Annotated in this window: 13 protein-coding genes; 10 read left to right on the forward strand and 3 right to left on the reverse strand. The window is 54.5% G+C overall.

Translation table 11 applies throughout. The features are described from left to right. Positions 1-124: 124 nt before the first annotated feature. Positions 125-616, forward strand: coding sequence for a flavin reductase family protein (locus tag QT231_RS21175; protein ID WP_308338783.1), 492 nt, complete (start codon positions 125-127; stop codon positions 614-616). A 148-nt stretch (positions 617-764) separates the two neighbouring features. Here QT231_RS21175 and ovoA read toward each other — a convergent pair whose 3' ends face one another. Continuing rightward, the gene (ovoA, locus tag QT231_RS21180) at positions 765-2,912 is read right to left on the reverse strand and encodes a 5-histidylcysteine sulfoxide synthase (RefSeq protein WP_308338784.1); all 2,148 of its coding nucleotides are present in this window, start codon (positions 2,910-2,912) and stop codon (positions 765-767) included. A 217-nt stretch (positions 2,913-3,129) separates the two neighbouring features. Here ovoA and QT231_RS21185 point away from each other — a divergent pair, with 217 nt between their 5' ends. From QT231_RS21185 to paaX, 4 genes are all read left to right on the forward strand, one after another. Beyond that, entirely contained in the window at positions 3,130-3,606 is a 477-nt protein-coding gene (locus QT231_RS21185; protein ID WP_308338785.1) for an NYN domain-containing protein, read from the forward strand. Between the two features lie 239 nt (positions 3,607-3,845). Continuing rightward, positions 3,846-5,198 carry an NADP-specific glutamate dehydrogenase gene (gene gdhA, locus QT231_RS21190; RefSeq protein WP_308338786.1) on the forward strand — a complete coding sequence of 451 codons (1,353 nt, stop codon included), beginning with the start codon at positions 3,846-3,848 and terminating at the stop codon, positions 5,196-5,198. Between the two features lie 112 nt (positions 5,199-5,310). Further along, positions 5,311-5,724 (forward strand): nucleoside diphosphate kinase regulator, encoded by a 414-nt coding sequence (gene rnk, locus QT231_RS21195; protein ID WP_064235543.1) that lies wholly within the window; start codon positions 5,311-5,313, stop codon positions 5,722-5,724. Positions 5,725-6,288: 564 nt separating this feature from the next. Beyond that, on the forward strand, positions 6,289-7,215 hold the full coding sequence (gene paaX, locus QT231_RS21200; protein ID WP_308338787.1) for a phenylacetic acid degradation operon negative regulatory protein PaaX: 927 nt from the start codon (positions 6,289-6,291) through the stop codon (positions 7,213-7,215). Positions 7,216-7,264: 49 nt separating this feature from the next. Here paaX and paaY read toward each other — a convergent pair whose 3' ends face one another. Together paaY and QT231_RS21210 are read right to left on the reverse strand one after the other, a co-directional pair. Continuing rightward, on the reverse strand, positions 7,265-7,879 hold the full coding sequence (paaY, locus tag QT231_RS21205) for a phenylacetic acid degradation protein PaaY (protein WP_215094208.1): 615 nt from the start codon (positions 7,877-7,879) through the stop codon (positions 7,265-7,267). Between the two features lie 11 nt (positions 7,880-7,890). Then, entirely contained in the window at positions 7,891-8,133 is a 243-nt protein-coding gene (locus tag QT231_RS21210) for a hypothetical protein (RefSeq protein WP_308338788.1), read from the reverse strand. 569 nt (positions 8,134-8,702) lie between these two features. Here QT231_RS21210 and paaG point away from each other — a divergent pair. From paaG to paaA, 5 genes are all read left to right on the forward strand, one after another. Continuing rightward, positions 8,703-9,494, forward strand: coding sequence for a 2-(1,2-epoxy-1,2-dihydrophenyl)acetyl-CoA isomerase PaaG (paaG, locus tag QT231_RS21215; RefSeq protein ID WP_064235562.1), 792 nt, complete (start codon positions 8,703-8,705; stop codon positions 9,492-9,494). Between the two features lies 1 nt (position 9,495). Next, the gene (gene paaH, locus QT231_RS21220) at positions 9,496-11,046 is read left to right on the forward strand and encodes a 3-hydroxyacyl-CoA dehydrogenase PaaH (RefSeq protein WP_308338789.1); all 1,551 of its coding nucleotides are present in this window, start codon (positions 9,496-9,498) and stop codon (positions 11,044-11,046) included. Then, complete coding sequence (gene paaI / locus QT231_RS21225; protein ID WP_215094202.1) at positions 11,039-11,506, forward strand: hydroxyphenylacetyl-CoA thioesterase PaaI; 468 nt, start codon at positions 11,039-11,041, stop codon at positions 11,504-11,506. The genes paaH and paaI overlap by 8 nt, the downstream gene beginning before the upstream one ends. A 108-nt stretch (positions 11,507-11,614) precedes the next feature. Further along, complete coding sequence (gene paaK / locus QT231_RS21230; RefSeq protein WP_308338790.1) at positions 11,615-12,928, forward strand: phenylacetate--CoA ligase PaaK; 1,314 nt, start codon at positions 11,615-11,617, stop codon at positions 12,926-12,928. Between the two features lie 313 nt (positions 12,929-13,241). Next, positions 13,242-14,228, forward strand: coding sequence for a 1,2-phenylacetyl-CoA epoxidase subunit PaaA (gene paaA, locus QT231_RS21235; protein WP_308338791.1), 987 nt, complete (start codon positions 13,242-13,244; stop codon positions 14,226-14,228). Positions 14,229-14,321: the final 93 nt, after the last annotated feature.

Below are 14,321 nucleotides of genomic sequence, written 5' to 3' on the forward strand. Positions count from 1 at the left end.
GACGTTAGTGGCTATCTGATGGGTTACTACAACCAGCAGCGCCCTCACTCGTTTAACGATGGCATGCCTCCCGTTGTGGCTGAGGAAAATCTTAAATTACTGTCCGGGATTAGTTGACCACTACATGCTGGTTTCATCGCAATGGCAACAACAAACCAACATCATGACCATGGGGTGGCACATGGTCATGGCGTTCACCCCCTCGCTCCTCGGCTGCGTTATAGATGCGGAGAACCACTCCCACGCCATGGTGCGCAACAGCGGCGAATGCGTGATCAATATTCCTTCAGCAACACTTGTCGATCAGGTAGTGGGTATCGGAAACTGCTCCGGGAGCGAGGTCGACAAGTTCAAGGCGTTTGAGCTGACCCCAGGCAAAGCAAAGGAGGTCAGTGCGCCGCTGATTGAGGAGTGCTACGCGTCTTTTGAGTGCCGCTTGCACGATGACACCATGATTGAACGCTACAACCTGTTTATTTTTGAGGTCGTTAAAGCCCACGTAGCGCCCTCGGCCGATGAAGAAGAGTCGCTGCACTACCGGGGGATGGGAGAGTTTATGCTGTCAGGTAAATCTATTGATCGAACGGAACTGTTTAAGCCATCGATGCTAGTCTGAGCCGTTCTGCGCTGGAGACTTTCCATCCTTCTCTAATCGCCACAATACTCTTGAAGTTGACCAGTTAACCGAACTAGCTTCGATTAACCGGCCATTAGGGGCTATGTAAGTAACATCTAGCGTTGAAAACTCAGCTTTGAAAACCTTGTTAAGAGCGGCGCTCCCACAGCGTGACTTCCGAGAGGCTATGCTGGTATTTATGCATCGTCTCGCGGATCACAAAGGGCACCTTTTCAGGCTCGCTGATCATCTTGAAATGGGGCTCCAGTAGCTCCTTCAGGCCATCCAGGGTGCTGAAGTTTTCACCGTTTTTCTTGAAGCCGCCGATCCACTCCTCCATCGGCGTATACTCTTCCAGCCAGGTATAGGGCGATGCAATCATCAGGATGCCACCGGCATTGATACGCTGATGAATGGTTTGCAGGAACTGTGAAGGCTTATACAGCCGATCGATCAGGTTCGCGGCCAGCACTAAGTCATAATCGCTGAACTGCGGTTTGAGGTTGCACGCATCGCCCTGATGGAAGCTAACGCGATCGGCCGTCTCCTCCAGGCCCAGGCTTGCCAGGGTACGCTCGTGGTAACTGACCAGCTCGCCCTCCTCGGTGCGGGTATAACGCAGCACTTTCTGCTCCGCCATCTCCACACCCTGGCGGATAAAGTTGGCCGAAAAGTCCACGCCATCGACGTGCTCAAATTCACGGGCCAGTTCAAAGCTGACGCGCCCGCTGGCACAGCCCAGATCCAGAGCGCGTTTCTTCTGACGACCGGCCATTGCGGCTAGCGCCTTGTGGGCCAAGGCCTGGGGGAAGTTGGCAACGCCAAACCATTCGTCGCCGTAATGAAATTCCGCGTACTCCGCCATGCGGGCATTGCTTTCGTAATAGGCACTGGGCAGCGTGACTTCCGCATCCGACACTACATAACGGAACCCCGCATGCTGGAAGAAGTGGCAGCGGAACGCGTAGCGCGCACTGAGCCGGGTTTCGTTGCCGCAGGAGATCCAGGAGCCACCCTTGATCAGGTTGTGCTGGTTATCGAAGGTCGGAGTGGTGAAATCATCATAGAGCGGATGCACCTTGAACCCAGGGAATGGGTAGGTCGGTGTTTCCATCCATTGCCAGACGTTGCCTACCACATCGAACCATTGGCCGTGCTGGAACCGCGTGACCGGGCAAGAGGAAGCGCCGTGATCCAAATGCAGATTGGCGTTGGCAGGGCTGTCGCTCTCTAGCTCGGGGACACCCGCTTCCTCTACTAAACGATGCCACTCATCTTCTGTGGGCATGCGCACGGGCTGCCCCGTCTGCTGGCTTTTCCAGTTACAGAAAGCTTTGGCCTCGTGGAAGTTGACCTCCACCGGCCAATCCCAGGGCATCTCTACCTCTTCGGTCATCAAGCGCAGGAACCACTCATTTTTCCACACCCAGAAGGTGGGATGGCTCGCCTTGGCAAAGTTGCGCCATCCCAATCCCTCTTCCGACCAGAAGGCATCGGTCAAATAGCCACCGGCTTCGACGAATTCAAGAAACTCGCTGTTACTGACCAGAAACTGGCTGGCTTTAAACTCTTCCACCTCGGCGCGATGGTGGCCGTACTCGTTGTCCCAGCCATACCACGGGTCGTCAAAAGACTTGCCCAGCGTTACCTCTCCCTGGGGAACCGTAATCAGCGTATTCTCCGGTGGCTCCCCGGTAGTGCGAATGGGCGTCCAGGCAGGCTGCGGTGTCACCAGTTCAAGCGACTGCTGGCGAATCAACACCGACGACGTCTCAAGATGAATGCGTTCGTGCTCGATACCCATGAGAATAGGCCAGAACGGGCTATCCCAACCGATGGGCAGCGACACCGGCAATTCGCGGATCAAATTGAGCACCGCTGCACGCACCTTGGCACGGTAGTCCATCACCTCGCTGACCGATGGCCATGAATAGTGGGCTTCGTTGAGATCGTCCCAGCTCATTTCATCGACGCCCACGGCGAAAATAGACTCCATGTTGGGGTCTATCCGCGCAGGTAACAGCTTGGCTAGCACCAGCTTATTAACAAAGAACGTCGCGGTATGCCCCAGGTAAAAAATTAGCGGATGCCTGAGGGCAATAGGCTTACGCACATACGCCTCTTCGCTCGCAAGGGTGGTAAACAGCGACTCATAGCGGTCAAAGGTAGCAGTGAAGCAGGTCTCAATTTCCCGGCGCGTTGCTTCAGGATCGCTGCCTGCCAACATCACAGTGCGGGGAAACAGATCGGACGAGGCCGTCTCTTTTAGGCCCAATGGCGAGCTTATGGAAGTCATAGGTTAGAGCGCCTTTATCTTTAAACGACGATGATTCGCCTAGGTAAACATATAAGGACATTAAAAACCAAAAACTCATACAAAAGCTACCATTAGTTGTACAAACCTGTTCTATCATGACCTTGCTCTTAGCGGATAAAGGGCGACAACCGGCTGAGTGTTAGACTGGGGCTAGCTAACCCGACTTCTTCTAATATGTTCATGAAAAGGCGAATTGATGACCACTGTTGCCATATTTGTTGATATTCAAAACGTCTATTACACCGTGCGTGAAACCTATGGCCGAAACTTTGATTACAACAAGTTCTGGGCACGAGTAACCGCTAACAGAGAGGTTATTAAAGCTGTTTGCTATGCCATCGATAGGGGTGACCAAAAGCAGCGAGAGTTTCAAAACATACTCCGAGCGATTGGTTTTGATGTGAAATTAAAGCCCTTTATTCAGCGCTCAGACGGCTCCGCAAAAGGCGACTGGGATGTGGGCATCGCGCTCGATGCCATGGAGTACGCCGAAAAGGCAGATGTGATCGTGCTGGTTTCCGGCGATGGCGATTTTGACCTGCTCGTGCAAAAAATCCGTGCTAAGCATGGCAAAAAAGTCGAAGTTTATGGGGTACCTCAACTGACTGCAGCATCACTCATCAACGCGGCCAATGAGTTTATAGGGATCGATAGAGCGCTTCTGCTAAGTTAGCGATAGTTCATGCAATCAACACGCCTGTTAATTGCCCACCCAAACGTTTATACATCGTTTATCAGTTTTCTAGAAATAAGCGAAGCGAATGTTTCTACCGCCTACTTTAGTCTAAATTCCCTGCTCTATTTTCTCATACCGAACCGGCATAGGCTATGCACAGCAGCATGCTGCCAGTTAAATATTCTAACGCTCTGGCCAGCCAATACTCTGTTGAATAACGATGACGGTATGCTCCGATGCCTTACGTTCACGATACGCTGACACGACTTAATAAAAGCAGCCCTGCACAAGCAGAATTCTATCAGGCTACCGAAGAAGTGCTGGAATGCCTGCGCCCGCTCATCGAGCAGAGCGACTACTATCACCAACACAGCATTATTGAGCGAATAGTCGAGCCCGAACGGCAAATCATGTTCCGGATAAGCTGGGTAGATGATGCTGGAAAAGTACGGGTCAACAAGGGCTATCGCGTACAGTTCAATTCCGCCCTTGGCCCTTACAAGGGCGGCTTACGATTCCACCCCAGCGTTACATCGGGCACCATCAAATTTCTCGGCTTTGAACAGATTTTCAAAAATGCATTAACCGGCTTGCCGATAGGCGGCGGGAAAGGCGGCGCCGATTTTGACCCGAAAGGAAAATCGGATAACGAGATCATGCGATTTTGCCAGGCGTTTATGAGCGAGCTGTACCGTCATATTGGCCCCCACTGCGATGTGCCGGCAGGTGATATCGGCGTGGGTACGCGTGAAATTGGCTATCTCTTTGGTCAGTACAAGCGGCTCACCGGCCACTATGAAGGCGTCCTCACCGGCAAAGGGCTGAACTGGGGAGGCTCGCTTGGCCGCAAAGAGGCCACCGGCTACGGCGCGGTGTACTTTGCGCAAAACATGCTAGCTGCCCGTGGAGAAGAGCTGCGCGACAAGACCTGCCTGGTTTCCGGCGCTGGCAATGTAGCCATCTATACCATTGAAAAACTATACGAGTTGGGCGCTAAACCGGTCACCTGCAGCGATTCACGTGGCACTATCTACGATAAAAGCGGTATTGATCTAGGCTTACTCAAACAGCTCAAAGAAGTGCAGCGCACCTCGTTAGAAGCCTACTTACACGAGCATCCTGATGCGCACTACATCTCGGCACGTGACTACCCCCAGAACGGGCATGCCGTATGGCGTATTCATGCCGATGCAGCGTTCCCCTGCGCCACGCAGAATGAGCTAACCGCAAGCGATGCGGAAAGCCTACTTGCGAATGGCATCACGTGTATTAGTGAAGGGGCCAACATGCCCGCTACAAAAGAGGCCGTCGACCTGTTTCTAAACGCTAAAATTGCCTATGGGCCAGGTAAAGCCGCCAATGCAGGAGGCGTCGCTACCAGCCAGCTAGAAATGGCACAAAATAGCAGTATGGAGCAGTGGCCACTGGAAAAAGTTGACCAAAAATTGAAACAGATTATGGCCAATATTCACCGCCAGTGCGCCGATACTGCCGAAGAGTTTGGTGATAAAACCAACTTGGTTCTGGGCGCCAATATTGCAGGCTTCAGAAAGGTGGCTGATGCCATGATTGAACAAGGGGTCACCTGATCGTCTTTATTTTATAAATCGCTTATACTGTAAAAAGCACGCAGTCCTTCCTTTATTGGGGAAGGGCTGTTTTTTATTGGCTTAAACTTATTGCTTTCCAAGGAGAGTAATCATGGGACAACGTCCTGCTATTATCATTAATCGCCTTGATGCCGAGCGCCTCCAGCGCTTAATCGACAATGCATCTGATAAAGACATGGCCGTGGCCCAGCTACTTGAGGAAGAGTTAGCGCGAGGTGAAGTCCGCGACCCAGAAGATATTCCGGATGACGTGGTCAGCATGAACAGCCAGGTTCGCTTCACCGACCTCACCCGTGGGCTTAAGATGATTCGAACGCTGGTCTACCCGCACTCACTGGAAAGCGTAGCGGATGGCATTTCGGTCATGGCGCCCATTGGCGCGGCGTTAATCGGCCTCAAAGTGGGCGACATCATCGAATGGCCGTTACCTAACAATACCGAAACACGGCTACGTATCGATGCCATTTACTGGCAGCCCGAGCGCGAAAAACAGTTCCACCGATAAGATGCGGAAGAAAGTGAGCTAGCTCCGCTAGCTCATGATTAGGTCAACTATTTTATATTAATAGATAAAGAGCTTTAACTAAGCGCTACTTTTTGCCATGCAATTTTACCAAGCATTCCGGTTGCGAGGGGTTTTATATTAAAACCTGGATTTATAGAATAACTGCAGCACTTTAACTTTAGTTCTTGCGGTAGAAGCAAGCGGGTCAGCGCCGACACTCTCTCCGTCTTATTGTCCAAAGCCTAAACACAGTATGCAATATCGACCCCAGGCAAAGCAGTTTAGCTGTTCATACCCCTCCATTACGCCTAGAAGCGGACGAAGCGACTTACTAGTCTGCTGACATTTTCCCCACCCTAAAGGACAGGGATCCCACTTCTGGACGGCGATACCCCACCGCGAGACTGAGGACATTCAAGGCCGCAATAAATACTGTAGCAGGCTTCGAGAGAGTACCGACTCAGGCCAAACCACCAAAAAACGTGATACGATAATTTTCTATATTCGTAATATTTTCTGTCATTGTTACTGACAAAATCACTGCAAAGGAAGCCAACTTTCACCATGTCGTCAGCTACAGACTGCGTCACTACGCTTATTGATGACTTTCAAAAGCGGCGACCAATCCGCGCCGGCTCACTGATTATTACCGTCTATGGCGACTCAATCGTTCCGAGGGGCGGTACCGTGTGGCTTGGTAGTCTTTCGAAACTGGTAGAGCCCATCGGTATCAACGAGCGGCTAGTGCGTACCTCTGTTTACCGGCTGACCCATGAGACCTGGCTACGGGGTGAAAAGGTAGGTCGTCGCAGCTATTACCGATTGAGTGGCCCTGGGCGGCGGCGTTTTGAACAAGCTTTCAAACGCGTCTATCACGGCGCTCAGCCTCCTTGGTCGGGCCAGTGGACATTGGCATTGCTGACACAGCTCCCCCCAGACCGGCGTCAGCAGATTCGTGACGAACTCGAATGGCTGGGTTTTGGTAGTTTCGCACAGGGCGTGCTGGCACACCCTACGCTGTCATGCGCAGAAGCCATGGCGGCCTTGCAAGAACTGGATGCGACAGACGATACAATCGTTATGCAAACTCAGGCCATGGAGCCCATGACCAGCAAACCGCTACGCCTCCAGGTCAGAGAGAGTTGGAACCTCGACGAATTAGCCGAGCTCTACCAACGTTTTCTGGTTAAGTTTCGCCCCCTCTGGAACGCCCTCAACACAGAGAACCATTTGGGACAGGAAGCGTGCTTCATTGCGCGCACTTTGCTTATTCACGAGTATCGCAAGGTTCAATTACGCGATCCCCTTCTGCCTGACGAACTCCTCCCCACGGCGTGGGAAGGCCGCTACGCCCATCAGCTCTGCCGCAATCTCTATCGTTTGCTCTACGAACGCGCAGAGCGCTGGCTAGATCGACACCTGGAAACCGCCGAGGGCCCATTACCCGCCCCCGGGCCCAGTTTTTACCAGCGCTTCGGCGGGCTGGAATGAACGCCTCACAAGACAACTGAATTAGTCGTCATATCGAGCATACCGCAACTTATGATTGTGACGACTGATCCAGCGTCTGCTGTTTAGGCTGAGTGTCACCGGCCAGCAAAGCTGGGCGGTCAGCATCGAGTTCTGCCAGCGGTTCACAGGCTTCCAAGCTGTCACGGCAACGGGTCACTAAACGCTGATACTCTTGAGTGCCCTGTTGCTTCCAAGCAAACTCCTCATCGCTCAGCGCACGCTTGACCTTTGCAGGTGACCCCATCACCAGCGACTGGGGCTCACACTCGAAGCCTGCCTTAACGAAGGCTGCTGCTGCAACGATAGATCGCTCAGCAATATTGGCACCGTCCATCACCACAGCGTTCATCCCCACCATGGCATCACGCCCAATCACGCAGCCATGCAGTACTGCGCCATGTCCGATATGGCCATCCTTCTCAACCTTAGTGACGCAGCCCGGAAAGCCATGCATCACACAGGTATCCTGAAGGTTGGATCCCTCTTCCAGCACAAGACGGCCGAAATCGCCGCGCATCACCGCGCCAGGGCCTACATAACAGTTGGGACCCACGATCACATCCCCGATCAACACCGCAGTAGGGTGTACATAAGCCGTCGGGTGAACCACTGGCGTCACCCCTTCAAGTCGATAGTAAGGCATAACGTTCTCCGTTAGTTTGATTGGCCGTGGCGACGGCTTTGCACCACCACGAAGCGGTTGGCAACAAAGGCTTGATTACATAGGGAAGCATTCGCGGCAGGATTGTTAGACGGTGCCGCTTTAACGGCATCCTCAGGGTATTTGCGCATGCTTTCTGGATAGGGTGTCCAAAAATCACGGCCAGAGGTAGCGGCGACAGCCCGGTCAAGAATCTCACGATGAAGGTCGAACATCTGCTGCGCTGATTGCGTCATGGGGCGCTCCTGCACTCACTTATTTTTTTGATACGCTATATTCTTGAAGACTATCTTTCCCGTAACAAAACATCAAACGCTTTCCCTGCCACCACTTACTTAAGTAGTGATGTACTAACTGTCGATAAACTCGATAGATATGAGCTGGGTATGCCTTCTTGAGCTACTTAACCGTCTTTCATACCATGGTCTAAGACCCCTCATCTCTTTGCAAAAAATACATGCAAGCTATTGTTAAAAAAGCATAATTAAACCAAAACAATCATAAGCGACACACTAAAGACAGCTAAGCAATATTGATGTGTATCAAAATAAACCTATACTCGGCAGATATTCATCCTGCGCACCCCAGGCCGAACTGAGGTAAAAATGCCCTCTACTCTAAAAATAACCACACCCATGGAAGGCGTTTTATGCATCACGCTGAAACGCCCGGAAGCACTGAATGCGCTTTGAACGCCATGCCTTCACTTTGCTGGCGAGCACCGCCGACTGCGACGAGGGTATTCGCGCCTTCCTAGAAAAACGACCTGCCTCTTTTAAAGGGCACTGAGACAAGGATATTCCCCATGAGCCAAGCGCCCCTGCTTTACAGCGTCGAAGACGGCGTCGCCTGTATTACGCTGAACCGCCCCGACAGCCTGAACAGCTTCAATACCGAAATGCATGCCGAAATGCGCAAGGTGCTTAAGGCCGTGCGCCAGGATCCAAGCGTTCGTGCTCTACTGCTGACGGGTAGCGGCCGCGGCTTCTGCGCCGGTCAAGACCTTTCCGACCGTAGCGTCGCGCCCGGCGAGCAAGCGCCTGACCTCGGCGAGTCGCTGGAGAAACGCTATAACCCTATGCTGCGCGCCCTTAAAGACATGCCGTTTCCGACTATTTGTGCGGTGAACGGTGTGGCTGCAGGTGCTGGTGCCAACATCGCCCTGGCTTGCGACATCGTGTTGGCGGCTCGCTCGGCAAGCTTTATTCAGGCCTTCTGTAAGATCGGTTTAATACCAGACTCCGGCGGCACCTGGACACTGCCTAACTTAGTCGGCATGGCCCGCGCCAAGGGCTTGGCAATGCTGGGCGACAAGCTTCCCGCCGAGACTGCCGAGCAGTGGGGCATGATCTGGCGCTGCGTTGACGATGAAGCGCTCCAAGAAGAAGCCATGAACATGGCTCGCCACCTGGCCACTCAACCCACACGCGGCTTGGCACTAATTAAGCGCGCCCTGCATGCCAGCAGCGATAACAGCTTCAACGAACAGCTCGATCTGGAGCGCGATCTTCAGCGGCTGGCCGGGCGCTCGGAGGATTACCGCGAAGGCGTCAGCGCTTTCATGGAGAAACGTCACCCCACCTTTAAGGGAGAGTGATATGCCAGCACTTCCTAGCACCGCCACTATTGGCGTTATCGGCGCAGGGGCCATGGGTGCCGGTATCGCTCAGGTAGCCGCCCAGGCTGGCCACTCGGTGATTCTCTTTGACAATCAACCGGGCACAGCAAAAGCCGGTATCGACAACATTCGTCGCCAGTTGGAAAAGCGTGTTGCCAAGGGCAAAATGCCTCAAGGTGATGTGGATAACATCATCGCTCGCCTGCAGCCTGCCGATGCAATTGATGCCCTGGCCGATAGTCGCCTGATTATCGAAGCCATCGTCGAGAACCTTGAGATTAAGCGCCAGGTGTTTGCTCAGCTCGAAGCGCTATGCTCACCGGAGACCTTGCTCGCCAGTAATACCTCATCACTGTCGATTACTTCCATTGCCGCCAATCTTGAATACCCCGAGCGCATGGCGGGGCTGCACTTCTTCAACCCCGCGCCGGTGATGAAGCTAGTGGAAGTGGTGTCTGGACTGGCGACCACCACCGAGGTCGCTGAGACTCTGTTCGATACCGCCAGCGCCTGGGGCAAGGTCGCGGTGCACGCCAGTTCCACCCCGGGCTTTATCGTGAACCGCGTGGCACGGCCCTTCTATGCTGAAGGTCTTCGCCTGCTACAGGAAGTTGCCAGCGATGCCGCCACCCTGGATGCACTGATGCGCCAGGCCGGCGGGTTCCGCATGGGGCCTTTCGAGCTGATGGACTTGATCGGTCATGACGTTAACTACGCCGTGACCCGTTCGGTGTTCGATGCCTACTACGGCGACACCCGGTTCAAACCCTCCCTGGTGCAACAGGCGCTGGTTGAAGCCGGTCGCCTGGGGCGTAAGTCTGGCCAAGGCTTCTTCGACTACCCTCCTGAAGGAGAGCGTGCAAATACCGTTATGGCTCAGCCCAAGTTTGCAGCACCAGCAAACGCAGAACTGCCAGCACTTGTCGTACAGGGCGCGAATAGCACCATCGCCCCGCTGCTGGAACGCGCTCAGGAAGCCGGGCTCGATGTGGTACATCGCGAATCGCTACACCAAGACGGTACATCTCGCTTATACCTAGGCGACCTGGTGCTGGCCCTCAGCGATGGGCGCTGCGCCGCCGAGCGCGCGGTTAATGAAGGGATCGAAGCCCTGGTACTGTTCGACCTGTGCCTGGACTACCGCAGCGCCAGCGCCATAGGGCTTGCTGCCAGCCATACAGCGTCGCCCGAGGCCCGCCAGCTTGCCACAGCTTTCTTCCAACGTTTGGGAATGGATGTGGCCTGGCTGACCGACACGCCAGGGCTGGTGGTATTGCGCACCGTGACCATGCTCGCCAATGAAGCCGCCGATGCCGTTTTGCAGGGCGTGTGCAGCGCCAAGGATGGCGACCTGGCCATGCAGGCCGGGGTCAACTACCCACGCGGCCCCTTGGCCTGGGCAGACTCGCTGGGACTGCCCTTCGTTCACCGTACCCTTACACACCTGCAGCAGAGCTACGGCGAAGAGCGCTATCGCAGCTCTTTCCTGCTGCGCCGCAAAGCCCTGAGTGAGGAAAGCTTTCATGAGTGACTCCCAACTGACCCCGCAACAGCTGGCGGAAGCTTGCGCCGAGGCAATGTTTTCCCGCGACCATGCCAGCCAAGGGCTGGGGATGCGCATTACGCGCATGGCACCCGGCTTCGCCGAACTGACCATGACCGTGCGTCAGGACATGGTGCAGGGGCACGGCAACTGCCATGGCGGCTTTCTGTTTGCCCTGGCCGACTCCGCCTTTGCGTTTGCCTGCAACAGCTACGATGAAGCCACAGTCGCCGCTGGCTGCAGCATCGACTATCTCGGCCCCGCCCAGTTGGGCGATGAGCTCACCGCCACCGCCGAAGAGCGCAGCCGCCGTGGGCGCACCGGCATTTACGACATCACGTTGCGCAATCAGCACGGCGATACCGTTGCCTTGTTCCGTGGACGTTCCTACAAAATCCGCGGCAGCGTACGCCGCCTGGAAGACACCGCTGCTGGAGACAACCAATGAAAGACGCCCTGATCATTGAGCGCTTATAAGCATTACTAAAACCGCTCCATAGACCATGGCGCATTTAGACACTAGTCCAATAACAACTTGCTTGACCGGAGCCCCCTGATGAATCAGCCCGCTACGCCTATCGACACTGCAACTCTCGACCCCTTGGAAACTGCCAGCGTCGACGAGCTGCGCGCCACTCAGCTCAAGCGTCTGAAGTGGAGCCTGAAGCACGCTTACGAGAATGTGCCGTTCTACCGCCAGTCTTTCGATAAAGCCGGCGTACATCCCGATGATATCCAGACACTGGCGGATCTCGCCAAACTGCCTTTCACCACCAAGGCAGATCTGCGCGACAACTACCCGTTTGGCATGTTGGCCACGCCGATGAGCGAGATCGTGCGTATCCACGCCTCCAGCGGCACCACGGGACAACCCACGGTGGTTGGCTACACCCAGAAAGATATTGATGTGTGGTCCGATGTGATGGCGCGCTCAATCCGTGCCGCTGGCGGCAGCCGCAATGACAAGGTGCATGTGGCGTATGGCTACGGCCTGTTCACCGGTGGGCTGGGGGCGCATTACGGCGCCGAACGCCTGGGTTGCGCGGTTATCCCCATGTCAGGTGGCCAGACCGAGAAACAGGTTCAGCTGATCCGTGATTTTGAGCCGGACATCATCATGGTCACCCCTTCTTACATGCTCAACATCGCGGACGAAATGGAGCGCCAAGGCATCGACCCTCACAAGCTGCCACTGCGCACTGGCATTTTCGGCGCTGAACCCTGGACCGACAGCATGCGTACTGCCTTAGAGCAGCGTCTGGGCATCGACGCCCTCGATATTTATGGTCTCTCCGAGGTAATGGGGCCGGGCGTGGGCATGGAGTGTCTGGAAACCAAAGATGGCCCGACCATCTGGGAAGACCATTTCTACCCCGAGATCATCGACCCCACCAGCGGCGAAGTACTCCCCGATGGCGAATACGGCGAGCTGGTGTTCACCACCTTGACCAAAGAAGGCCTGCCGGTAATTCGCTACCGCACCCGCGACCTGACCCGCTTGCTGCCGGGCACTGCGCGCCCCATGCGGCGCATCGATAAGATCACTGGCCGCAGCGACGACATGCTGATCATTCGCGGCGTGAATGTATTCCCCACACAGATCGAAGAGCAACTGCTCAAGATCGCGTCGCTTTCGCCCCACTACGAGATCGAAGTCAGCCGCCAAGGCAATATGGACACGGTACTTGTACGTGTCGAAGCGAATCATCATGACATCGCCCGCGACCCCGTGGCCTGTGAACAAGCCGCGAAAGAGCTTCAGCATGCCATCAAGACATACATTGGTATCAGCAGCCAAGTTGAAGTGTGCCCAGTAGAAAGCGTTATGCGTTCGATGGGTAAGGCCAGACGCGTCAAGGATCTTCGCTGATTTAACCTTCCTTGCTTAACAGGATTTTATCGCCCTAGCGTGAAACGGAAGACGGAAAGACCGACGCCCTTGCAGGCAGCCCTGCAAGGGCTTTTTTATGCTCATACAGTCAATTTAAGCAAAAAATCCAACATATTCAGAATCACCTGGCTTTGGCTATTTTTCCTTTATATACCAAGCATCTTTGCCTCATCTGTTATCACAAAGTCTTAAAGCGACACACAAAAATACTTATTGATAAAATATTTTGTATCACTATACTTCAAGCAAGATAAGTCACACTCCCTGACACACCGACGCCGCGGAGGTCTCTATGTACGCGCAGCTCGTGGAAACCGGTTCTAGCCAACTTAAGACACTTGACGAGATGAGCCCCGAGGAACGCCAGTTCCAGGAGCGCATCAATGACGAAATTAAAATCGAACCCAAGAATTGGATGCCGGACGCCTATCGCAAGACATTGGTTCGTCAGATCTCACAACACGCGCACTCCGAGATCGTCGGCATGCTGCCGGAAGGCAACTGGCTGACACGCGCGCCGACCCTTAAGCGCAAGCTGCAGCTAATGGCCAAGATTCAGGATGAGGCGGGTCATGGCTTGTACCTGTACAGCGCCATGGAAACCTTGGGTGCCGACCGCGACGAAGAGATCGATAAGCTCCACGACGGCCGCGCCAAGTACTCCAGCATCTTCAATTACCCAACGCTCAACTGGGCGGATATGGGCACGATCGGCTGGCTGGTCGACGGCGCAGCCATCGTCAACCAGGTGCCGCTACAGCGCACCTCTTACGGCCCCTATGCCCGCGCCATGATTCGTGTGTGCAAGGAAGAGAGTTTCCATCAGCGCCAGGGTTATCAAATCCTGCTGACCATGATGCAAGAAGGCACCGACGATCAGAAAGCCATGGTGCAGGACTCCATTAACCGCTTCTGGTGGCCCTCGCTAATGATGTTCGGGCCATCCGACGAAAATTCTCCCAACAGCGCTCAGTCGATGGCCTGGAAAATCAAGCGCCACAGCAATGACGAGCTGCGCCAACGCTTCCTCGACCAAACCGTACCGCAGCTAGAACTGCTGGGCTGCACCGCGCCTGACCCGGATCTCAAATATAACCAAGAGACCGGTCACTATGAGTTCGGTGAAATCGATTGGCAGGAATTTTTCGACGTAGTGAAGGGCAACGGCCCCTGCAACCGCGAGCGTGTCGAGGCACGCCGTAACGCCATTGATAACGGTGCCTGGGTGCGTGAAGCCGCCGTGGCTTATGCCGCCAAGCGTCAACGCCGGGCGGCCTGATTTTTAAAACCTGTCTTTTAAAACTTGTCTTTCAAAACCTAGTTTTTAAAACCTAGCTTTTAAAACAATACAGAGCCCCGCGGCACGGGGCTC

Source organism: Halomonas sp. SpR1 (assembly GCF_031010175.1).
Lineage (GTDB): Bacteria > Pseudomonadota > Gammaproteobacteria > Pseudomonadales > Halomonadaceae > Vreelandella.

Excerpts from the sequence above, each read along its gene's own strand:
- QT231_RS21175 (WP_308338783.1), top strand. The coding sequence starts at position 125 with ATGCTGGTTTCATCGCAATGGCAACAACAAACCAACATCATGACCATG.
- ovoA (WP_308338784.1), bottom strand. The coding sequence starts at position 2,912 with ATGACTTCCATAAGCTCGCCATTGGGCCTAAAAGAGACGGCCTCGTCC.
- QT231_RS21185 (WP_308338785.1), top strand. The coding sequence starts at position 3,130 with ATGACCACTGTTGCCATATTTGTTGATATTCAAAACGTCTATTACACC.
- gdhA (WP_308338786.1), top strand. The coding sequence starts at position 3,846 with ATGCCTTACGTTCACGATACGCTGACACGACTTAATAAAAGCAGCCCT.
- rnk (WP_064235543.1), top strand. The coding sequence starts at position 5,311 with ATGGGACAACGTCCTGCTATTATCATTAATCGCCTTGATGCCGAGCGC.
- paaX (WP_308338787.1), top strand. The coding sequence starts at position 6,289 with ATGTCGTCAGCTACAGACTGCGTCACTACGCTTATTGATGACTTTCAA.
- paaY (WP_215094208.1), bottom strand. The coding sequence starts at position 7,879 with ATGCCTTACTATCGACTTGAAGGGGTGACGCCAGTGGTTCACCCGACG.
- QT231_RS21210 (WP_308338788.1), bottom strand. The coding sequence starts at position 8,133 with ATGACGCAATCAGCGCAGCAGATGTTCGACCTTCATCGTGAGATTCTT.
- paaG (WP_064235562.1), top strand. The coding sequence starts at position 8,703 with ATGAGCCAAGCGCCCCTGCTTTACAGCGTCGAAGACGGCGTCGCCTGT.
- paaH (WP_308338789.1), top strand. The coding sequence starts at position 9,496 with ATGCCAGCACTTCCTAGCACCGCCACTATTGGCGTTATCGGCGCAGGG.
- paaI (WP_215094202.1), top strand. The coding sequence starts at position 11,039 with ATGAGTGACTCCCAACTGACCCCGCAACAGCTGGCGGAAGCTTGCGCC.
- paaK (WP_308338790.1), top strand. The coding sequence starts at position 11,615 with ATGAATCAGCCCGCTACGCCTATCGACACTGCAACTCTCGACCCCTTG.
- paaA (WP_308338791.1), top strand. The coding sequence starts at position 13,242 with ATGTACGCGCAGCTCGTGGAAACCGGTTCTAGCCAACTTAAGACACTT.